Here is a 22,451-nt window from a genome sequence, read left to right as displayed (position 1 = left end):
TCATGGAACAACTTGCAGATAGTGATATGGACGGCAAACGACGAGGCCGAGTCATGCGCTGGTCGATACTGGGAGTGCTGACTGGAATCATTCTGCTCACTTTAGCGCAGCAGATATTTTTTCCTGTAATTTCCTTCAAGCGAACGGAGTTACTTGGCGCCAAACTCGGGGCGTCGAAGCAGCAAGTAATGAGAATACTTGGCGACAGCGGTGTAGATGATGTTCTACCCGAACTGGTGGGATATCCAGTTATTACCAGGAAGAACATTGCTCAGCTTCAGGACCTCGATGCCGCCCCGGGAATATGCGTAAGTGACTATAAAAACAGTAAAAGCGCGAAATTCAATTTCGATTCAAACAATGGTCCCGTGGGTTTGGTGCACGCATCAGTGAAGGAATTTGCAGCGCTATCCCCGATCAAGACTCGATCCGAGTTGCTGGAGAAGTTACGCGAGCTATTAAGCGATGAGGCAGGGGTTGAAGTATTTGCCTGCATTGCAAGCTCAAGATGGGTTCGACTGAAGAGCGGAATCACCGACAAAGACACAGCCTTGCTACTGAATTACGATGCCTGGACGATAAATGTTCCTGGAGGCTATTCGACCGCGCAACTCCAATTCGCTGATGGCCGGCTATCAGAAATAAATTACCGGTGGCGCCTCTTTGAGTCTTTATAGCTGCGACTATTTGAAACAGGGTTGTGGATCCGTGTGTTGATCCGCTTTTTTCATCGAGCACTGAGCCAATGGTGACTCCTTTGGCGTAGGACTGGCGATCCGCATTTCCGGATTTTGATGGGGTCAAGCGACTGCAAAAAAAGGCAGGTCACATCGACGCGAAACTTAACACCCTCACGTTAAATTCGCGTGAACTCTGTATACCGTCTAGCTATTTCCTCGTTCTCTTTCGTCAATATGTGCTTAATTGTTTCGTCATCAACGACGTTGGAATTGAACAGAGCATATGAAAACGCCCCTCGCAGGCCACCTGCGTCGGTTGCTCTGCATGACAACTCAATCTCGTTGAGACGCCCAGGCATTAGCAGTTTGAACAGCGCATCAAAATCCTCTTGCCGCGCCGCCTCCATGCCTAATGGAACCATGCTGCAACCCGCCTCGTGATCTTGCTCTGTGATGTAGCCGCGTGTGGAAAGTACTTCGACGAAGCGTTCAAAATTGAGGTCCCCTCTACGCACGAAAGCGATCAACGATAGACTTGGTGCGAAGCTCATGCGGTAGTCCCCCTTAATTCACCGAAGCCACAAACACCCACTCCGCATAAGTCTCCTTGTCCTGAAAATCCCGGTACTGAATCGGGAACTCTCTTTTCTTGAAGACGCTCTGCGTGGAGCGACTGTGCACCCCCAAGATGCCGTCCGCACCTTGAACAATCACCCAGTCGACTTCGCCCGTCATGGGGTCTGGATACAGGCGACGCAGGTGACGCACAGGCGCAGTAAAACGTTTGTCCTCCAGCAGATCGTCGAGTGAGCGCGGCAAAGACTGGCTTTTCCCCGCTGGCACACTGCTGTAGTAAGACTTGATTGCGCGGCGGTACTGGTCTCCCACGAACAGCAGCTCGGTCTCTTTGGCGCGCTGGGTGTGGGTGCGCTGCAGTTCCACCATGGCCGATGCACCCAAGGTAGTCAGCAGCAGAAAAATCAGCACCGCGAGCAACACCAGACCTGACTGCGAGGCCAAAGCCTTGCGCGGGCGGGTGGCTTTTGTCATGGCTGAACGAGTCCCGTCACCAAGCGCTGTAAGCCGACCCGTCCAGCGCGCGCTGGGACGACTTCGAGGAGACATCGAACACGTCCGCACCCGGTTGCGGTGCTTCAGCGCTGCTGCTGTAGGCGCGGGTGTTCCATGTCTGCACATCGCTAAGGGCCGGATCTTCGGCGAAAGGGTCACGCGGAATCCTGCGCAGCACCACAAAAGGCTGCGCGGAGAAACCAAAAGCCGCAGAGCGCGGAACGCCGTTGACCAGCACCTCCAGCGACGGAGGGTAGCCGGAGGCGCCTACCCCCTTGTCGATGACCCCGGCGTCGGATGCGGCCTTATAGCTATCCAGCGCCCGGCGTAGGGTGCGCAAGCCCTGCTTGAGTTCGGCCTCCTTGGCGCGTGTTTGCACCACCTGGGTCAGCGGCACGGCCACCATGGCCAGCAGGCCCACGATGGCCAGTGAGACCAGCAGCTCGATCAGCGTGAAGCCGCCTTGCCCCGACGGTTTCACGGCGCGATCTCCGTAGTGGGTGGCTCGACACCTTCCTTTGGCGGGATTGGGTTTGGCACAAGGGGCGCGCGTACGTCGTAGATGCCTGGCTCAGCGCCGGTTGGAAATGGCAAAACCTCCCAGGCTCGGGAGCCGGACACCGGATCCAGCGGGATCTCGCGCAGGTAGCGCTTGTCCACCACCTCCTGCAATTGCATCGGGTACTTGCCTTGGTCGGCGCGGAACTTGTCGATTGCATCGCGCAGTGTGGCGAGGTTTTGTGCCTTGATTTTTTCCTTGCCACCATCCACCGCTTTGAAGTAGCGCGGCGTGGCCAGCGTCAAAAGTAGGGCGAGGATGGAGAACACCACCAGCAGTTCGATCAGCGTGAAACCTGCCGCATGGGGGCGGCGAGGGCGCGGACGGTAGCGTGCCTTGCGCTTCCGGCCTGCGACCGTTCGCAAATCCATCTTGCGGAAACTGCTGGAGAAGGGAGTCACATCGCCTCTCGTTAACGCTTGATCATGGGTGGGGGTGGCGCCAGGCCACCACCACTCAGCGGCATGGCGGGAATGGGCTGCGGAAGAGGTTGTGAAATGGCTGGCGTAGGCGATGGCGTCCCCAGTGCTCCCGGCATCTGTGGTGCAGGCGTGATGCCGCCGGCTGGCGCGAGACGGCCTCCCAGTCCGTTGGGCAGACTCAAACCGCCCACTGGGTCACCCAGAATCTGCCGGTCGCGCAGTGTCAGCGCCGTTCCCGAGAACACGCTGGCCCGGTCCAGGCCGAGATTGGCGTAGTTGCGCACGATGCGTGGCGTGATGGCGAGCACGATTTCAGAGCGCGACTTGGTGGTGCTCGAGTTGCCGAACAAGCGTCCCACCATGGGCAAGTGCCCCAGGCCCGGAATCTTGTCGGCGGTGTTGCGCTCCTCGTCGGTGATCAGGCCGCCCAGGACCTGCGTCTCCCCATCGGCCAGACGCAGAAAGGTGCTGGCGTTGCGCGTACCGATCTGGTACGAGCGGCTGCCCTGCGGGTCGGTGAATTCACGCGCGATGTTGCTGACCTCGAGGTTGATCTTGATGCCCACGTCGTTGCTGGCGTAGACCTGCGGTTCGAACTCGAGCTTGAGGCCGACGTCCTGGTAGGTGATGGTGCCGGTGACAACGGAGGAGCCGCCGTTGACCGGCGTGACGTTGTTGATGATGGTGGGCACGCGGTCGCCGATCATAATCTTGGCTTTTTCGCGGTTGCGCGCCCGGATGCGCGGGCTGGCCAGGATGCGGGTTTCGGTGTCCTGTAGCTTGAAGTTGAGCGTGCCCGAAATCGGGGAGACCGTGAGGCCGCCCACGCCCAGTTGCCTGAGCTGGCCGATGGTGAGGCTGCTGACGGTCCCGCCCGGCGTGGTCGCGCCGCCGCTGGGTGTGCCGATGGTGATGGCGCTGGGTGGGGAGACGCCCAGGTTGCTGTTGCGGCCCTCCGAGATCTCCAGCACTTCCACTTCGAGCATGACCTCCGGGTCGGGCTCGTCGTGCAGGGCAATCAATTTTTCGGCGATGCGCAGGGTTTCAGGCGTGTCGCGTATGACCAGCAGGCCGCTGCGCTCGTCGGCTGAAACGTCTTTCAGCTTGAGCATGGTCTTGAGCATGCCGGCCAGGTATTTGAGGTCACTGTTGGTGACGCGGAAGGAGCGAACCGTCAGTTCCTGGTACTCCGACTGCTTGCCCGCCGTCGCCGGATACACCATCATGGTGTTGCTGTTGACGATGCGTTTTTCGAGCTGGTTCTGCATCAGGATCAGGTCAATGGCGTCTTCGACCGCGACGTCCTTCACAAAGATCGTGACCCTGCCGTCAGACTTGACTTCGCGGTCCAGCAGGATGTTCAGGCCCGTGGACCGGGACAGGGCTTCAAACACGGTACGCATTGTGGCATCGCGGAACTGCAGCGTTACCGGGGAGCTCATTACCGACTTCGCTTCCCTGAAACGGTCACGCTCGAGATCGGCTGCGGCCTTGGCGTCGAGGGCGGCTTTTCGCAGCTGCGCCGCTTGCTTATGGCCGGGCTGGTCCGCCAGCACCCGCGTCGCTCGCTCGCTCGCCGCCTCCAGTTTGCCGTCCTTCAGGTAACGCTCGCCTTCGGCCAGCAGCTGGTCGTTGCGGACGTCCTGGTCCAGCGCCTTCAAGGCCGTCGCCGCACGGACATTGCTGGGGTTCAAGGCCAGCGCCCGGCCATAGAGGTCGCGTGCGCCGGCAATATCTCCACTGGCACGCACCTGGTCTGCCTGCTTGACGAAGCTGTCGGCGTGTTTGTCGCGCTGCACCAGATAGTCGATCTTGTAATACTGGTTGGTGGTATCGAGCTCCGTTGCCTTCTTCAGTGAGGCGATGCCGGTGTCGATGTTTCCCTCCCCGATCTGGCTCATGCCGTCGTTGTGATAGCGCGCGCCGGCGCAGGCCGTGAGCAGCAGGCAGGTCAGTACGGCCGACGCGATAGGCGTCATATGGCTGCGTCCTTTGCCCGCGCGCTCTGCTTGGTTGCCACTTCCGGCAATCGCGGCAATCCGTTCAATTGGTTTCATCTTGGGTTATCCAGAAGTAGAAGCGATTGTTTTTGGCCCAGAGGCAGATAGGTAAACACCACGCGGTCGCTGGTGATCTCGTCGACGCGGTAGCTGCCGGCGACGGTGTCGCCTTTTTGGATCACGGTGAGGTTGTCGCCCTGCTGGATGAAGGCCTGCTGCTGGCCATTGCCAATCCTCTTGCCCTGGATGGCGCCCACCGCGATAAACGGCAGTGGCGGCGCTGTGGGTGGAGGTGGCTCGACAGCGACGGGCGGTGGCGGCGGTTTGCGGGCCTTGGCAAAGGTGGGTGGTGGCGCAGGCGGGGCAACGACTTCTGATGGTGGTATGAATTCAGGCGCCAGCGGGCCGAAGGGATCGCGTACCACCATCTTGTTCATGCGCTGGCTGGCGCTGTTCATCGCGACAACATCCAGGCTTGGGGATGCAACGTCGGCAAGGGGCGGCAGCGCCGTGCCGGACTGCGGAGAGACGGACGGTGAGGCTGTGCGCGGGCGCGGCGGTGCTGCCAGGTCAAGGGCTGCGTCGACCTGGCCAGACTGCCACTTGCCTTGCATGCCGGCCGCCAGCACAAAGCTGCCCAGGCCGGCCGCAACCAGGATGAGGGCCTTCTTCCAGCCCGCAGATGCGGCGGCAGTGCGATCTGGCGGTGACTGGTTCACGGCATGGCCTTTGCAGTGATGGGCCCAGAGACATTCGCTGGACTCTTCCCGACAGCGGGTGGCCCCTGGATGTCGCCCGCCCGCGGTGAATACACGAACGCGAGCTTGAGGAATATCTGATGCTTGACGGCTGTGCCGTCCTTGCGCTCTATGCGCAATTCCTGCACTGCCGCGTGTGGCATGGCATTGAGCACGCTGGCCAGGAATTCCTTGAGCTTGCCGTAGTTTTCGGTGATGCGCAGATCCACCAGGCGGGTGTCCAGGCCCAGGGCCGTCGGGTCCGCATCGCGGTAGTCGCCACTGGCCAACACGATGCCCAGGCTTTTTGCGATGTCAAAAATCTGTGCCAGATCGGCCGTGTAGTCGGCCGAAGGCGGGAAGATGACAGGCACGCCCCGCACAGGATTCACGGCGAGCTTGGGGCCAGGTTTCTGGGTCTGCTTCAGCTCCAGCTGCAGCGTGGTTTTCTGCAGTCGCAGCTGATGGGAAAGGCCCAGCAGCAGGGCACCCACCAGCATCAGCCCGACGCCGCACAGCACGGGCCAGCCGAGGGCGCGCAATGGCTCCAGGCCCGCGCCGCCTCGGAGCCGGTCAAGCGTCCTGGTTATGAAAGCGGGGCCGCGCATCATGGCGAGGGCGCCTTGCTGATGCCCGGCTTCAATACGGAGGGCGAGATGTCCGCCGGTATGAGCGGACTGAGCGTGTTGCTCGACGGTTCCTTTGCCAGGAAAACACCTTCATTGAGACGATTCCAGCTCGCCGTCAGCCGGAAGCGGAAGGTAGCTGGGCTGCTGCGCTCATCGAACTGGTGGCTCATGATGCGCACGTCCGAGAAACCGCTCACCGTGCTCATGGCCTCGGTGTAGGCCAGCATGGACGGGTAGTTCGAGGCCATCAGGGTCAGCTCGATCTTGCGGTTGGCCGGGTTGGTGGTGTTAGGCACCATGGAGAGCAGGGTGACCCGGCCTTCGACGGTGTCGGCTGCGGCTTCCAGGGCTTCAAACATCAGCGACCACGGTGTTTGCAGCAAGGCTTCGAGCTGCCGCCTGGCCTTGATCTTTTCGAGCAAGGCGGGATTGTTCTCGGCCTGCCGCATCTGTTCACTCAGCGCGCTTTGCTGTTTGGAAATCCTGGCCTGCTGCGACCGGACACCCTCAAGCTGTGCCCCGGCCCTTGAGGTCATGTACAGGCCCGAGAATGCGGCGCAGGTGCCCACGGCCAGGATGAGCCAGCTCAAGGGGCGGTAGCGCGGCGCGCCCGGCGCGAACTCGAACGGGCTCTCGACCAGATGCCGGCTCATGCTGCCAGCTCCATGGCAACTGTGGGTGATGCTTCTGCCGCATGGGCCGGCCAGACGCAGGGAACGGCCTGTTCATCGATGCCCGCGCCCGAGGCGATCAGGAAACGGTCCAGCGCGGGCTGAAGCCAGGGATCGTCTGCGGTCGTTGGAAGAGGCGTGACAGTGCGCCATGCAGTGACGGCGCTGCCGTTCATCAAGCGGATGAAGGTCACCATCGCATGACGGCACCCCGAGGCTTCCAGCTCTGTCCAGACCAGTGTGCGCGCATCGCGCTGGCGCCGGCATTTTTGGAGTTCGCTGTCGAGCAGCGCCACGATGGCCGGCTGGCAGCTTGCAAGCGTCATGCGCTGGGCCTGGGCCAGCGCTTGCAGGCCGGCGACCAAGGCCGACTCGAGCGTGATCACGCACAGATGCGTCTGGTTGGCCTCGATGCGCCAGCGTACTTCATGCCCGGCTGCTTCGATGCCAAGTGCCTCTTGGGACAGTGCTCTTGCAACGGCCCGCAGTTGCGGCTCGGAGCGCGCTGAAGGTGAAGAAAAATCCATGGGCGCGATGCCGACATAGGAAGTGCCCATCCCCGTACGCACCACGAGGCGGCTGCCATCGAGAGATTCCGTCTGGCGTGCGCGCAACGCATGCACCGCTTGCGCGGCGGCTTCGATCAGGGCTGTGATGCTGTCGGCGTGCGTGGCACCTGACACCCAGCTTGCCGTTTCGACAATGGCGGTGGCCGCGGCTTCTTTAGCGGGCAAGCTTTTTCCCGGTAGCGTCCGGCGCAGATTGCGCACCAGGCGCAGGCCCCAGCCGGGCGCGGCCGGCTTGAGCGTCGCCCTTAGCTGAGAGGTGCCAATGTCCAGGTGAATCACGGCCTTCATGATTGGCGATCAGGCATGAGCAGCCTCTACGTTCTGCGTGTTCTGCAGGTTCTCCCGGGGTGTGACGCGGTTGATCTCTTCCACAGTGGTCTGGCCTCCCATGGCCAGGGCCACAGCCGAGTCGCGCAGGCTCATGAAGCCCTTGCCGCGCGCTACCTGCTTGATCTGCGAGATCGAAACCTGCCGCACGAGGAGATCGCGTATGTCATCGTCCATCTCCAGCGTCTCGGCAATCGCAAGGCGCCCCTTGTAGCCGGTGCCGCGGCAATGCGCGCAGCCCACGGCATGCATGAATTTCGCCTGGTCCAGGTCCAGGCGTTCCACGGGGATGCCCTGTTGTGTCAATTGCTCGGGTGTCATGTCGGCGGGCACAGCGCAATGCACGCACACGGCGCGCAGCAGGCGCTGAGCGACGATACCGGTCAGGGCCGACACCAGGCTGTAGCTGTCGACGTTCATGTTCTTGAAGCGGCCTATGACGTCGAACACATTGTTGGCGTGCACCGTGGTGAATACCTGGTGGCCAGTGAGCGCGGCCTGTACCGCGATCTGAGCCGTCTCGGCGTCGCGTATCTCGCCCACCATGATCTTGTCCGGGTCGTGACGCAGCACGGAGCGCAGCCCGCGCGCGAAGGTCAGGCCTTTTTTTTCATTGACGGGAATCTGCAGGACGCCTTTGAGCTGGTACTCGATCGGGTCTTCAATCGTGATGATTTTGTCCAGGCCGGTGTTGATCTCGGAGATCGCCGCATACAGCGTGGTTGTCTTGCCGCTGCCCGTCGGGCCGGTCACCAGCAGCAGCCCATAGGGCAGGCTGGAAGCCTGGCGGATAAAGTCCTTGGCGCTTTGCGCGAAACTTAGCGTGTCCAGGCTCAGCGTCTGGAACTGGCCGGTCAGGTGCTTGCGGTCCAGCACGCGCAGGACGGCGTCTTCGCCGAACAGATTGGGCATGATGGAAACCCGGAAATCGATCTCGCGCCGCTCGACGCGGACTTTGAAGCGGCCGTCCTGCGGCGTGCGCCGCTCCGAGATGTCGAGTTCGGACAGCACCTTGATGCGCGAGATCGCCTGGTGTCCCATCTCGGCACTGTCGATGCGCTTGACATTTTCCAGCACACCATCGATCCGGTACTTGACGTGCAGGCCGGCCGGCTGGGTTTCAAAGTGAATGTCGGACGCACCCATCTTGAGCGCGTCGTACAAGATCGAATCAACCAGCCGCACCAGTGGGTTCGCCGTGGTCTCTATGCCTGCGATGGACAGGGTCACGGCAGAGGCATCGACGGATTCCGCCTGTGCAAGGCCACCGGCATCTTCCTCTTGGTCGCTGCCCATGGCCATCAGGTTGCGCTCGGCATGCGCAAGCCAGGCTTGCATGTCCTCGATCAGTGCCAGGCCGCGAATCACTTCACCCGCGTTTGCATCGCCCAGTTGCAGGTCTATCCACTCCTGGCCCTTGAGGTCCAGCGGGTCGCTGACCACGACCGTGCGCAGCTTGTTGCCAGCAGCGTCGATGGACCAGCCGCCCAGGCAGCCTCGCGCCTGGCAGTCGGCAAACGAGATCAGTTCGAAGTCGGGTGTGATGTCTTGCAGGTCTTGCGTGGCCATGGCGTGCAGGCCCAGCGCGGCCGCGACGTCCACAAGTACGCGCGTGCCCTCTAGTCCGCTTTGTCGCACCATCCACTGAAGACGCGATCCCACCGGTGCCGCCTGCACGGCTTGTTGCATCAGCGCGCGCCCGGCCTGGCCGCCGGCCGATGAAGCCGGAACGGTGTCCGAGTCGGCTGGCGGGGAAAAGGGGAGGAGGGCGCTCATGGGCGAAAGCAATGCGAAGCTCAGTTCAGGCTGGAAGCCAGGTCGAAGATGGGCAAGTACATGAGGACCACGATGGCGCCGATAACGGTACCGATCACGATCATCAGCGCGGGTTCGATGACACGCGTGGCCACGTCGATGGAGCGCTGCAGCCGGCGTTCATAGAACTGTGCGATGCGCTCCAGCATCTCCGACATGGAGCCGGTCCGCTCCGCGACCTTGAGCATGCTGGTGGCCACGGGGTCGGACAGGCCCGCGCCGGACAGGGCCGCGCTCATGCTCAGGCCCTCGCGCATCAGCACAACGGCGCGCACCAGACGTTCGCGGTCCGCATCGCCCAGCAGCTTGGCGCCGTGCTCCATGGCGCGGTGGATCACAATGCCGCGCGAAACCAGAATGGACATGGTGCGGTAAAGCTGCAGGTGCTGGAACTCGCGGATCACGCCGGCTATATAGGGAAGGCGTTGCAGCCAGCGCGAGCGCATGCCATGTGCGCGGAAATGCGCGACCACCCAGGTCCCCAGCGCCAGGACTCCACCGAAGAACAGCACCAGTACCCAGGGCTTGGCGGCCACCAACCGGCCCCAGGCCATCAGGCCCGCCGAGAGCATGGGCAACTGGGTGCGGGTGCTGTCCAGCAGACCGGCGAAACGCGGAATCACCACGCCCATGAGGAACATCACAACCAGCCCGCCGACCACGAGCAGCACCAAGGGGTAGACCGAAGCGCCAATGAGTTTGTCCTTGAGTGCCTGCATCTCCCTCTGATGGGCCGCATAGCGGGCCATGCCCTTGCCGAGGTCGCCGGTGCGTTCGCTCGCTTCCACCGTGGCGATCAGCAGCTCGGGGAAGGCGCCCGTGAGCCGCATGGCCGCCGACAGGTTGCGGCCTTCCGACACCGCGCGCGCCACCTGTTCGATGAGGTCGCGCCGCGCGCCAGCCGTTTCCTTGATGCTCAGGGTCTGCAACGCTTCGGTCACGCTAAGACCCGCGTCGATCAGTGCCGCAAAATCCTGTGAGAAGGAGGCGGTGTCCAGGCCTGAGCGGGAAGGTTGCGTGGATTTCCCTCGCATCAATCCGCCAAGGCCGGCGCTGGATTCCTTGGCCGCCTCGCAGCTTAGAACCGTGAAGCCACCGCGCGCTGTCTGTGCGAGCGCTTCGGCGGCCGTGGTCGCGCGCACCTGGCGCGACGCGATGCGTCCCGCACCGTCGCGGGTGACGACGTCAAACAAGGCGTGAGCCGCGAGCATGCGTGAAACTGTTCTGGCGCCAGCGCTGACGTCAATTGACCGAATGCAGCGAGACGTCCTGCGCCTCGCCGGTGCCGCCGGGCTTGCCGTCGGCACCGTAGGAAATGATGTCGATGGCGCCCGCGCCCGGCTTCAGCACATAGGCGTAGTCGTTGCCCCAGGGGTCGGTGGGCAGAGCTTTCTTCAAGTAAGGCCCTTGCCATTTTGTGATCCCCGGTGGCTGTGTGTTCAACGCGTTGAGTCCCTGCTCCGCCGTGGGATAGACGCCCACATCCAGTCGGTACTGGTCCAGTGCCTTGTCGAGCGACTCGATCTGCGCCTTGGCGATCTTGGATTTGGATTTGCTGACCGAGTCAAAGTAGCTCGGCGCGACCAGCCCGGCCAGCAAGCCGACGATGACCACCACGACCAGCAGCTCCAGCAGCGTGAAGCCGCGCGCAGTCTTCCAGCGCTGGGCCCTGGGGGCAATCTCCAGCTCAAACGTACCGTGACTCACTGAATTCCCCTCCCAGAGAAACGCTTATGGATGCGGTTCTAAATTGATCGTTCTGAACCTGCCGGCCTAGCTGTTTTGCGTGCGAAAAGATTCTGCCGGAGGCGCCTGAAATCGAACAACGCGTGTGTTGGTGAAACAACCCATCATCCGTTCCAAAAATAACCCTGCTGCACAGGTCATGACGTTGTTCTCAGGCTGACCAATCTTTTTTCGACCTCCTGTGCGCTGATGGCGCCCGGCGCACGCGATCCGTCGGCAAAGATGACTGTCGGCGTTCCGGTAATGTTGTACTTCTGGCCGAATTCCCGGTTGCGCTTGAGCGAATTCACATCGCAGTCGGCTTGAGGCGGGGTCGTGCTGCGCGTCATCCAGTCTGACCATGTCTTGGCTTTGTCGGCGGCGCACCAGATGTTGCGGGACTTGATGGTCGAATCCTGGCCCAGCACGGGGTAGAGAAAAACGTAGACCGTGACATTGCTAACGTTGGCCATCTCTAGTTCAAAGCGTTTGCAGTAGCCGCAGTTGGGATCTTCGAATATGGCCAGCTTGCGCGCGCCGTCCCCGCGAACGATCTTGAAGGCATCTTCCACAGGTAGCTTGTCAAAATCAACGACGCTCAGTTTCTCGACCCGCTCCTCCGTCAGGTTCCTGCGGGTCTGCGTGTCCAGCAGGCTGCCGCGCAGGAGGTAGCGGCCTTGCTCGTCGGTATAAAAAATATCAAAACCGACCCGCACTTCATAGAGACCACGGATGGGTGTCCTGCTGACCTCATCGATTTTTGTCGAGGCCGGCATTTTTTCAACAAGGTTTTTGCGAATGACCGCTTCCTGCGCAAATGCCGAAGCAAGGAAGAGCGCCCCAAAACCGAGTAGAGCAACTCTTTTCAAAATATGCATGTGGAACCTGATTCGTTGCTTGCGTTTTGTTGCAATGAGTTTAGCGTGCAAGACCTTATCTGGATGGCGTTTCTCCTCCTGCAAATAGGGGTTGTGTCGTTTTCCGAGCACGTGTCTTGTCTTTGACTTAGCTGTGATCACTTAAGTTGTCATTTTTCAGGCGAGCATTTAAAGAGATGAACACCATTTGCTAGTGCGCATTTTTTTATCTGTTGTCTTTAAGTGAACGACTCATTTATTTCATTTATTGAGCATGCAGATCAAGCGGAGTTGGCATTACATTCGCTCTGAATGTAAGCGGTCTCGGGCCGACAAAAAAATGGGAGTGAGGGATGGGATTGCCATACAGCTGGTTTGCGTTAGCACGTTTGCGCGACGCTCGTATAGCGCGTCCGCTGTTGTTGGCGGCAGGTACGACAAGGCCTCACTGGACGTTGTCGCGGGCTCCGAGGCTCGGAATTTACCAGCTCATCGCTTTGGCATGCGGGCAGCTTTTTCATGCGCTCTTGCGAGTGATGGAAAAACGTGCTTTTACCCATGCACCGCTTGCCGTCTTAATGCGGGTGATCACAAAGCGCAATTTTCGTGATCATTGCGGTTCCGAAGGCCGCATGGCCCATCTTTATCGCTTAGGCGCTGCCGTTCTGCTAGCTCTGATGCTAGCGGTAGTCTGGATCCCTGTACGTGCGTTCGCACCTACCTCCCAGCCTGTGCCTCCGGCCGACCTCGCGGAATGGACCGCTTATCAGATGCACAACTGCATCCCTCTGCCTCCCGATCCGGACCATACCTCCTGCAGCGGGCCGAAGGTGGGCTCTGGCGTGTATTCGGGTGGATATGTGATCATGCGGACCAGAGATTTGGGAACTGATGTTTATGCGTACTATCCGTTTGCAACGGTACTCAGCTGCCCTCTAAGCGCTAAATTGGAGGGTGGGGAGTGCGTCTGTAAACCTCCTTCGACCGAGAATGCTGCGCACACTTGCGATCTGCCGTCTCCGGCGGCGATCTCGGTTCCTGTGCAGGTTGCACCCATACCCGAGAAATGCGATTGCGATGGAACGAAGACCCCCAAGCCGATCATTCCGGCGACAGGCGAGAAAATCCTGGCGCAACCCGACTACACAGGGCAAGGCGCGGACGCGCTCAGCCTGGTGCGGCATTACCGAAGCAGTTGGGCTGGCAACACAGACAGAGACCTGGCAGTCAATCCCGGACTGACCCGCGCTTGGTCGCACAACCATGCCATCTCGATCAAGCAAGAAGGCACGGCCGGCACCGCAGGCAGTGTCGCCCGGATCATCTTCGGCGACGGCAACGTAAGCACCTTCAGTTGGAATGTCACCACCAGCAGTTGGGATGCCGGCAACAGCGCCGACAGCCTGACCGCCAACACCACAGGCCTTGTCTATAAACGCCTGGACGACGACAGCCTGTGGCAGTTTGATGCAGCAGGCAAGCTGCTCACCGTAACCCAGCGCAACGGCTGGATCAATACCTACACCTACAGTACCAGCAGCAGTGCGAGTGTCCCGGCAGCCAATCTGCTGGTCTCGGTCAGCAACCAGTTCGGCCGCAGCTTGAGCTTTGCCTATAACGGCGCCAGCCAATTGGTGCGCGTGACCGCCAGCGACGGCCAGGTCGTCACCTATACCTACGACGGCACCACAGTCATCTCGCATCTGACCACTGTCAGCTATCCAGGTTTGAACGGCAGCACCGTCACCCGCAGCTACCACTACGAGAACGCCACTTACATCCAGATGGTCACCGGCATCACCGACGAGCGGGGAATCCGGCTGGCCACCATTACCTACGACAGCCAGGGCCGCGCCATCAGCAGCGGTTATGCCGGTGGTGCCGATCTGTACACGGTGAGCTATGCAACCGGCGCAGCCACGGTGACCGACCCCTTGGGCACACAGCGCACCTACAACTACAGCACCAACAAGGGCCAACTGGCCGTCACCGGAGCAGACAAGCCAAGCGGAACAGGTGCCCCATCCGCGGCCAGCCGGGTGCAAGACGCCAATGGCTTCATCACCCAGGAAACCGACTTCCTGGGCGTGAACACTCTGTACACCTGGGACATCAACCGGCACTTGCCATTGACGACGACCAGATCAGCGGGCCTGCCCGAAGTGCAGACCACCACCACACAGTGGCATCCCACATTCAGGCTGCCGGTGCTTGTGACCGAAGCGGGAAGAACTACCGCCTATACCTACGACACACAGGGCAACAAACTCAGCCAGACCGTCACCGACACCGCGACAAATGTAGCCCGGACCATGAGCCAGACGTATGTCGCCAGCGGAAGTGCAAAAGGTCTGGTGGCCACCCAAAGCACCAACAGCATCGTCCAGCAGACCTATGCCTACTATGGCGCTACCAGTTTCAGCGGCACTGAAAGCAACATCGATCCAGAGCTGAGTCACGTCAGCCTGCTGTTGAATGGCGCCGGTATTCCTGGCTCGATCATCGTAGACAGCAGTCCGTCGCCTAAGCCATTGACGAGACTGGGTAACGCGCAAATCAGTGCAGCCCAGAGCAAGTTTGGCTACAGCTCCATTTACTTTGATGGAAACAGAGCGTCCGTGAGTACACCACCATCAGCGGACTTCCAGTTTGGCTCCGGGGACTTCACGGTTGAATCCTGGGTGTATCAGACAAACCGCAACACGGGGTCATATTGGGCCTACCAACAGGTTGTAGGGCAGTACCAAGCGGCCGCGAACTCAGACGTTAGCTTCGTACTGCTCGCTGCTGACGGGTATCCTCGAGCCGCGTTCTGGTCGGGTAACGCAGTGACAGCGGACATCAACGCAGCAAATCCGTTGCCCTTGAACACCTGGGTGCATCTGGCCGCGGTGCGCAGTGGCAATCTGGTGACCCTCTACGTCAATGGCGTGAGCGCCGGTTCTGCAGCCTTGACTACCAGTCTCGACGTTTCTAACCGGAACGTCACGGTAGGTGCGGACATTGATCGGCGAATAGGCTGGAGCGGCTACCTCTCCGACCTGCGGATCACCAAAGGCGTGGCGCGGTACACCGCGAACTTCACGCCACCGGTACAGGCATTTTCTGATACGGCGCCGGTGATTGACCCGAACGCCACAGGCCACACGGCAGGAGACCTGCAGTCAGTCACCAACGCAGCAGGCCACGTCACGCAGTTCACTTTGTACGACAGGGCAGGGCGAGTGCGGCAGATGGTCGATCCCAAAGGCATCGTCACCGACATGAGCTACACCCCCCGAGGCTGGGTCAGCAGCACCAGTGTCACCCCGCCGGGCGGCGTAGCCCGTACCACAACGTACACCTACGACAACGCCGGCCAGCTAACGGGGGTCGCCATGCCCGACAGCACCACTCTGAGCTACAGCTACGACGCAGCACAACGCCTGACGGGTGTGACGGACGCCAAAGGCAACACCGTCACGTACACCCTGGACGCCATTGGCAACAAGACAGGCGAGCAGGTCAAGGACCCCTCGGGCAATCTGCAAAGAAACATCACCCGCGTGTACGACGCACTGAACCGGGTCCAGCAAGTCACGGGAGCGGGCGATTGAGGGAAATTCAAAGCGACGGCATCGACAAAAGCATCGACAAAAAAATGGCTGCAGGCCACCGAGACGCCAGCACGGAACGCGATTTGTTCGATCAAAGTGCCCTTGGGTATGTCAAACGCCGCACAAAACGTTTCAGTGCTGCGGGTGGCTGCAGGAGATGGCTGCTCTTTGTCCTGGTGCTGCTGTCGTCATGCTTTCCGGTTTCGTCGTTTGCTTCGTTTCCTGCGACTGAGGTCAATACTCACTGTGCCGGCGTATATCCGTGCGTGGACTACGGAAGCGTTGACTTCACAACAGGGGGGGCGCTTTATAGCTACCCCTCCTATGAGGCGGCCTGTCTTGCGGTTCCTGCCAATGGTTCGGCCTGGTCTGTGAACTACAACATGGTCTTCGTCAGTTCCGTTGATTCTCAATGTACGGTAGCTTTGTACCTGAAAAGTAACGGAACTTTCGTTGCCAACTCGGTCTACAGCATGGGGTGGCGCACATTGACCGCGCCCACGTACAGCTGCGCTGATGACGGCGTGCCCTCTGGTTCAAGTTGTACCTGCCCACCCGGCTCCCTTCAGAAAGCGACTAATAACGGCTGTTACCAAAGTGAGACGGTTCAGGTCTTTCGCGATAGGAAGAAGGACGCCCCGAAACCTTGTCCCTGCAACCAGCTCTATCCCTTGACGGGCAGCAAACAGGAGGTCGTCGAAACCGGCGTGAGCATAGGCGGGCAGGCGCTGAACCTTATTTATGACAGCGCCAGGCAAACCGCGGCCACGGCTGCTGCCGTGGCGGTCAAGGATTTCGGCGATGCCCCTTCATTCGGCGCGCAGTGGCTGAGCAGCCTGCACCGCAAGCTGGTCGTCTCCCCGGCCGGTTTTGGTATCCAGCTCTTTCGTGGTGACGGCACAGTTGCCAGCTTCCGCTACCAGTCAGGCGCCTATATCGCCGATGCCGACAACAATGACCGGCTCGTTCCCATCAGCGGCGGCTACCGTTACACCGATGCGGCCGCCAAAAGCATTGAAACCTATAGCAGCGCAGGGCAACTCACAAGTCTGGCTGACGCCTCCGGAAATACATTGAGCTTCACGTACAGCACAGGCGCAAGCAGCATGGCTCCCGCGGCTGGCTACCTGGTGGCGGTCGCAGATAACAACGGGCGCAGCATCCGGTTTGAATACGCCTTGCCTGGCGGCGGTGCTGTCACCGATGGACGCGTGTCGAAGGTAGTCGACGCCTCGGGACAGGCCATCACCGCGGCCTATGACGCCAACGGTAACCTCGCAACCCTGACCTGGCAGGATGGAAAAACCCGCCAGTTTCTTTATGAGAACTCCTCGCTGGCCTGGGCATTGACCGGCGTGGTTGACGAGAGCGGCAGCCGGCTGTCTACCTTCGCCTATGACAGCGCTGGGCGTGCGGTGTCCACGGAATACGCAGGTGGCATCAACCGTTACAGCGTGAGCTACGGAACACCTCCTGCAGTCGCTGTGAGCCAGGTCTACGATGCGGTCACCTTGACCACCTACCGCTACCACGATTGGCAGGCTCCGGCTGGTGTCACGGTGACCAACCCCAACGGGCAAGCCACCGGCCTGGGTGCGACGGCAATCCTGGGCTCCCTCATGTTGACCGGCGTGAGTCAGCCCGCTGGGTCGGGCAATGCGGCCGCCGCCAGTGCATCAACCTACGACACCAGCGGTAATGTCGTGAGCAAGGATGACTTCACCGGCCAGCGCAGCTGTTATGCCTATGACAGCGGCAACCGTGAGATTACGCGGGTCGAGGGCCTGGCCAACACGGTATCGTGTGCCGCCGTCCTGCCCAGTGGGGCGTCGCTGCCTCCAGGGGCCCGAAAAATTGAAACCATCTGGCATCCGGATTGGCGATTACCCACCAAGGTGACTCAACCTTTGCTGAGCACAAGCTTGGTCTACCACGGGGAGCCCGATCCCTTCAACAGCAACATTGCAGCGAGCTGCACGACGGCCTCGGCACTTCCAAATGGCACCGTATTGCCTGTCGTTTGCAAGCGGGTCGAACAGGCCACCTTGGGCAATGGCAGCCCAGACCCGACAGCACCCATCAGAACCACCCGCTTCACGTATGACGCTGGCGGCCGGGTCCTCACCCGTGTGGACCCGAACAACATGACCACGACCTATGCTTACTATGCGACGGCCGCCTCCAGCGGCACGGTGCCCAATGAAGTCGGCCACACGGCAGGCGATCTGCAGAGCGTGACGAACGCAGCAGGCCACCTGACCCAGTTCACTTTGTACGACAGGGCAGGGCGGGTGCGCCAGATGGTCGACCCCAAGGGAATCGTCACTGACATGAGCTACACCCCCCGAGGCTGGGTCAGCAGCACCAGTGTCACACCACCTGGCGACACGGCCCGCATCACCACCTACACCTACGACAACGCCGGCCAGCTGACAGGTGTGGTCATGCCCGACAGCAGCACCATGAGTTACAGCTACGACGCAGCCCACCGGTTAACGGGGGTGACCGATGCCAAGGGCAACACCATCACCTACACCCTGGACGCCATGGGCAACAAGGTCAGCGAACAGGTCAAGGACCCGCAAGGCAACCTGCAAAGAAACATCACCAGGGTGTATGACGCCCTGAACCGGATCCAACAAGTTACGGGAGCAGTCAATTGAATCGCATTGAAGAAAACCATGACTACAAATCGATCATAGGGCGAGCGAGGGCAATAGAGAATGCATGCAGGCAGTTTTTTCATGCGCTCTTGCGAGTGATCGATGAACGTCCTTTTACTCACTCGCCGCTCGCAGTCTTATTGCGGGTGACCGCAAGCCGGAAATTTCGTAGTCATGGTGATTTTGGAGGTGGCATTGCCCATCTTTATCGTCTAGGCGCTACTGCTGTGCTAGCGCTCATGCTGGCAATGATCTGGACACCTGCACACGCCTCGTTTTCCGCAACTCCTGGGGGGACTGAGTACATCTTCAATGATGCTAGGGGGTGGTTTCCGTCCCTCGAGGCCGCTGCTGGTGCTGAGGCTGCGGCCGGCGCGGCAATATTTGGTGGGTCATGGACCTACTCCAACTGTACCGCTGCTAATTCCTGCGACTTTTATAAGGATGGTGGATTGTGGGGGACATTTTCGGCAGGCACTCGCTCCACGCCTATTTCCTGTCCTTCAGGTGCCGCGCCCTCGGGCAACAGCTGCACATGCGTTCCCCCTAATGTAGAAAACGCCGCCCAAACTGGTTGCGATGTGCCATCCCCACCAGCGGTCTCAGACCCGCCAGTGACAAGTGCATCAGTAGCATCCGATCCAAGATCAGACCCAGACAAACCCAAGAAATGCCCTCTTTGCGATGGAGAGCAAACCGCCAAGCCGATCATTCCAGCGACAGGCGAGAAAATCCTGGCGCAAACCGACTACACAGGGCAAGGCGCAGATGCCCTGAGCTTGGTGCGGCACTTCCGAAGCAGCTGGGCCGGTGCGGCAGATAGAGGCCTGGCAGTCAATCCCGGGCTGACCCGCGCCTGGTCGCACAACCACGCCATCTCGATCAAGCAAGAAGGCACGGCTGGCGCTGCAGGCAACATCGCCCGCGTCATCTTTGGCGACGGCAGCGTACGCACCTTCAGTTGGAATGTCACTACCAGCAGCTGGGACGCCGGCAACAGCGCCGACAGCCTGATCCCCAACGCCACAGGCCTTCTGTATAAACGGCTGGACGACGATAGCCTGTGGCAGTTCGATACGGCAGGCAAGCTGCTCACCGTGACCCAGAGAAACGGTTGGATCCAAAGCTATACCTACAGCACGCCCAGCACCATATCCACGACCGCTCCGGTCGCAGGATTGCTCCTCAGTGTGAGCAACCAGTTCGGCCGCACCTTGAGCTTTGCGTACAACCCCAGCAGCCAGCTGACGAGCGTCATCGGCAGCGATGGCCGGATCATCAGCTACAGCTACGACGGCACCACCGCCACCTCACACCTGACCAGCGTCAGTTACCCTGGTACTTCGGGAGGCACCGTCACCCGCATCTACCACTACGAGAACGCTACTTACGCCCAACTGGTCACCGGCATCACCGATGAGCGGGGAATCCGGCTGTCCAACATCGCCTATGACAGCCTGGGCCGCGCCATCAGCAGCGGCTATGCGGGCGGTGCCGACCTGTACACGGTGAGTTACGCCACCCCTGGCTCAGCCACAGTGACCGACCCCTTGGGCACCCAGCGCACCTACAACTACAGCACCAACAAGGGGCAACTGGGTGTCACCGGCGCCGACAAGCCCAGCGGAACAGGCGCTCCATCCGCCGCCAGCCGAGTACAGGACGCCAACGGCTTCATCACCCAGGAGACCGACTTCCTGGGCGTGAACACCATGTACACCTGGGACATCAACCGGCGCCTTCCCTTGAGTACGACCAGGGCAGCAGGATTGCCCGAAGTGCAGACAACGACCACGCAATGGCACCCGACCTTCAGGCTGCCGGTGCTGGTAACGGAGGCGGGAAGGACGACCACGTATACCTACGACACCCAGGGCAACCAGCTGAGCCAGACCGTCACAGATACCGCTACCAATGTGGCACGGACCGCCAGCTGGACCTACGTCCCCAGTGGAAGTGCACAAGGCTTGGTGGCGACCCAGAGCGTCAACGGCGCCGTCCGCCAGACCTACGCCTACTATGGCAGTAACAGCTTCAGCGGAGCTGTGTCCAATGGAGACCCCGAGTGGAACCGCGTCAGCTTGCTGCTCAACGGCACTGGTGCGGCCGGCTCGCCCATCGTGGACAGCAGTCTGTCACCCAGACCCTTGACAGTGTCGGGTAATGCGCAGATCAGCACGGCCCAAAGCAAATTTGGCAGTAGTTCAATTTACTTTGACGGCGCAAGCTCCTATATCTCGACACCCGCCGCAGGATCCTTCCAGTTTGACGCGGGAAACTTCACCGTTGAAAGCTGGGTCTATCAAGCAAACAACACCACGGGCTATGCGTCGGGAATTCAAAGCATCGTGGGCCAGTACCAACTGGGTGTGAATGGAAACGCCAGCTTTGGATTGCTCACTATTGGAGGTTACCCCCAGGCAGCGTTCTTCGCTGGTAGCTCACTGGTTGCAGTTATCAATGCGCCCAATGCGCTACCCCTGAACACCTGGAACCATCTGGCCGCAGTGCGCAATGGCAACCTGGTGACCCTCTACGTCAACGGCGTGAGTGTTGGCTCTGCGGCTCTTTCCGTCAGCCTGAATACTTCTTCACGCAATGTTGCCATCGGTGCCGACTCGATCGGCGCTGGTGGCTGGAATGGGTACCTCTCTGATTTGCGGATCACCAAGGGATTTGCGCGGTACACCACCAACTTCACACCACCGGCACAGGCCTTCCCCAATAGCGGACCCATCACCATTGACCCAAATGCGGTAGGCCACACAGCAGGCGATCTCCAGTCGATCACCAATGCAGCAGGCCACGTGACCCAGTTCACGCTGTACGACAGGGCAGGGCGTGTGCGACAGATGGTCGACCCCAAAGGCATCGTCACAGACATGAGCTACACGCCTCGAGGCTGGGTCAGCAGCGTGACAGTCACCCCGCCGGGCGGAGCAGCCCGCACCACCAGCTACACCTACGACAACGCCGGCCAGCTGACAGGCGTCACGCTGCCCGACAACAGCACCATGAGCTACAGCTACGACGCCGCACAGCGCCTGACGGGTGTGACGGACGCCAAAGGCAACACCGTCAGCTACACCCTGGACGCTATGGGCAACAAGACCGGCGAGCAGGTCAAAGACCCACAGGGCAACCTGCAAAGAAACATTACCCGGGTGTATGACGCCTTGAACCGGGTCCAGCAACTCACGGGAGCGAGCAATTGAACACCACAACAACCATCACCCCAGCAGGAGGTCGCATGCGCAGCCCTAGTTCCACCAGAGCCGTCACCACCTGGCTCAGCCGCCTGGCACTGCTCATCGCCCTGGCTCCGGTCCTGGCGCTGGCCGCCACCCCCACGACCACAGCGCTTTCAAGCAGCGCAGGGACTGCGCCGGTCGGCCAGAACATCACCTTGACCGCCATCGTCACAGGCGCCAGTCCCACCGGCAACGTCACCTTCAAGGATGGTGGAACCACTCTGGGCAGCGGCGCCGTGACAGGCGGCGTGGCAACGCTTGCCACCAACGCCCTAGCCCTGGGCAGCCATGCCTTAAGCGCCGACTACGCAGGCGATACCAACAACGACCCTTCCACATCTGGCTCCATCACCGTCGCCATCAACAGCGGCACCCTGACCTGGCAATACGGCTACGACGCCATGGGCAGGCCCACCACCGTGGTCGATCCCAATGGTCTTGCCAGCTACACCTACTACGACAGCCTGGGCCGCCCCATCCAGACCCAGCAGCCCGCCAACACCGGAAGTGCGACGCCGACCACCACCGGCTTCGCCTACAACGCCAATGACAACCTGACCCAGGTCACCGACCCCCGCAACCTCGCCACCACTTACAGCCCCAACGGCCTGGGCGATGTCACAGCGCAGACCAGCCCGGACACCGGCACCAGCCAGTACACCTACGACCTCAACGGCAACGTCCTGACCAAGACCGACGCCAGAGGCAAGCTCACCCAGTACACCTATGACAACTTGGACCGCCTCAAAACCATCAGCTATGCCACCGGCACGGCCAGCGTGCTCGAGTACGACGGCGGATCCACTCCCACCCCGGCAGCCGTAGGCGAACTCACCAAAATCACCGACGCCTCCGGCCAGACCGTCTACAGCTACGACA

Annotated in this window: 18 protein-coding genes; 5 read left to right on the top strand and 13 right to left on the bottom strand. The window is 60.7% G+C overall.

Features of this window, described 5'->3' with window-relative positions; translation table 11 throughout:
* Positions 1–2: 2 nt before the first annotated feature.
* Positions 3–677 carry a hypothetical protein gene (locus AC1DWQ_RS17475; protein ID WP_477670772.1) on the top strand — a complete coding sequence of 225 codons (675 nt, stop codon included), beginning with the start codon at positions 3–5 and terminating at the stop codon, positions 675–677.
* A gap of 179 nt (positions 678–856) precedes the next feature.
* Here the strand turns inward: AC1DWQ_RS17475 and AC1DWQ_RS17470 are convergent, their stop codons facing one another.
* The 13 genes from AC1DWQ_RS17470 to AC1DWQ_RS17410 form a co-directional block, all read right to left on the bottom strand.
* On the bottom strand, positions 857–1,231 hold the full coding sequence (locus tag AC1DWQ_RS17470; protein WP_477670771.1) for a hypothetical protein: 375 nt from the start codon (positions 1,229–1,231) through the stop codon (positions 857–859).
* A gap of 13 nt (positions 1,232–1,244) precedes the next feature.
* The gene (locus tag AC1DWQ_RS17465; RefSeq protein WP_477670770.1) at positions 1,245–1,730 is read right to left on the bottom strand and encodes a type II secretion system protein; all 486 of its coding nucleotides are present in this window, start codon (positions 1,728–1,730) and stop codon (positions 1,245–1,247) included.
* Between the two features lie 16 nt (positions 1,731–1,746).
* Positions 1,747–2,232, bottom strand: a complete 486-nt coding sequence (locus tag AC1DWQ_RS17460) for a type II secretion system protein (RefSeq protein WP_477670769.1) — start codon at positions 2,230–2,232, stop codon at positions 1,747–1,749.
* On the bottom strand, positions 2,229–2,711 hold the full coding sequence (locus AC1DWQ_RS17455; protein WP_477670768.1) for a type II secretion system protein: 483 nt from the start codon (positions 2,709–2,711) through the stop codon (positions 2,229–2,231). Before AC1DWQ_RS17455 ends, AC1DWQ_RS17460 begins: the two co-directional genes overlap by 4 nt.
* 11 nt (positions 2,712–2,722) lie before the next feature.
* A complete protein-coding gene (locus AC1DWQ_RS17450; RefSeq protein WP_477670767.1) occupies positions 2,723–4,789 on the bottom strand; it encodes a secretin N-terminal domain-containing protein in 2,067 nt (688 codons plus the stop codon).
* Positions 4,786–5,451, bottom strand: coding sequence for a hypothetical protein (locus tag AC1DWQ_RS17445; RefSeq protein ID WP_477670766.1), 666 nt, complete (start codon positions 5,449–5,451; stop codon positions 4,786–4,788). Before AC1DWQ_RS17445 ends, AC1DWQ_RS17450 begins: the two co-directional genes overlap by 4 nt.
* Positions 5,448–6,080 (bottom strand): hypothetical protein, encoded by a 633-nt coding sequence (locus tag AC1DWQ_RS17440; RefSeq protein WP_477670765.1) that lies wholly within the window; start codon positions 6,078–6,080, stop codon positions 5,448–5,450. The genes AC1DWQ_RS17445 and AC1DWQ_RS17440 overlap by 4 nt, the downstream gene beginning before the upstream one ends.
* Positions 6,077–6,751 (bottom strand): hypothetical protein, encoded by a 675-nt coding sequence (locus tag AC1DWQ_RS17435; RefSeq protein ID WP_477670764.1) that lies wholly within the window; start codon positions 6,749–6,751, stop codon positions 6,077–6,079. The genes AC1DWQ_RS17440 and AC1DWQ_RS17435 overlap by 4 nt, the downstream gene beginning before the upstream one ends.
* Positions 6,748–7,626 (bottom strand): hypothetical protein, encoded by an 879-nt coding sequence (locus tag AC1DWQ_RS17430; protein ID WP_477670763.1) that lies wholly within the window; start codon positions 7,624–7,626, stop codon positions 6,748–6,750. The genes AC1DWQ_RS17435 and AC1DWQ_RS17430 overlap by 4 nt, the downstream gene beginning before the upstream one ends.
* A 9-nt stretch (positions 7,627–7,635) precedes the next feature.
* Positions 7,636–9,441, bottom strand: a complete 1,806-nt coding sequence (locus tag AC1DWQ_RS17425) for a GspE/PulE family protein (RefSeq protein ID WP_477670762.1) — start codon at positions 9,439–9,441, stop codon at positions 7,636–7,638.
* 20 nt (positions 9,442–9,461) lie between these two features.
* Complete coding sequence (locus AC1DWQ_RS17420) at positions 9,462–10,691, bottom strand: type II secretion system F family protein (RefSeq protein WP_477670761.1); 1,230 nt, start codon at positions 10,689–10,691, stop codon at positions 9,462–9,464.
* A gap of 31 nt (positions 10,692–10,722) precedes the next feature.
* Entirely contained in the window at positions 10,723–11,187 is a 465-nt protein-coding gene (gene gspG / locus AC1DWQ_RS17415) for a type II secretion system major pseudopilin GspG (protein WP_477670760.1), read from the bottom strand.
* 176 nt (positions 11,188–11,363) lie between these two features.
* Positions 11,364–12,083 (bottom strand): DsbC family protein, encoded by a 720-nt coding sequence (locus AC1DWQ_RS17410; protein WP_477671210.1) that lies wholly within the window; start codon positions 12,081–12,083, stop codon positions 11,364–11,366.
* Between the two features lie 1,019 nt (positions 12,084–13,102).
* Here AC1DWQ_RS17410 and AC1DWQ_RS17405 point away from each other — a divergent pair.
* The 4 genes from AC1DWQ_RS17405 to AC1DWQ_RS17390 all read left to right on the top strand — a co-directional run.
* The gene (locus AC1DWQ_RS17405) at positions 13,103–15,658 is read left to right on the top strand and encodes a LamG-like jellyroll fold domain-containing protein (protein WP_477670759.1); all 2,556 of its coding nucleotides are present in this window, start codon (positions 13,103–13,105) and stop codon (positions 15,656–15,658) included.
* A gap of 671 nt (positions 15,659–16,329) precedes the next feature.
* A complete protein-coding gene (locus AC1DWQ_RS17400) occupies positions 16,330–18,321 on the top strand; it encodes a hypothetical protein (protein WP_477670758.1) in 1,992 nt (663 codons plus the stop codon).
* Positions 18,322–18,935: 614 nt separating this feature from the next.
* Positions 18,936–21,536, top strand: coding sequence for a LamG-like jellyroll fold domain-containing protein (locus AC1DWQ_RS17395; RefSeq protein ID WP_477670757.1), 2,601 nt, complete (start codon positions 18,936–18,938; stop codon positions 21,534–21,536).
* A gap of 35 nt (positions 21,537–21,571) precedes the next feature.
* The coding region (locus AC1DWQ_RS17390; protein ID WP_477670756.1) for an Ig-like domain-containing protein at positions 21,572–22,451 on the top strand (880 nt) is incomplete at its 3' end.

Source organism: Polaromonas sp. P2_G11, from assembly GCF_056403595.1.
This window is presented reverse-complemented; position numbering and strand designations above follow the sequence as displayed.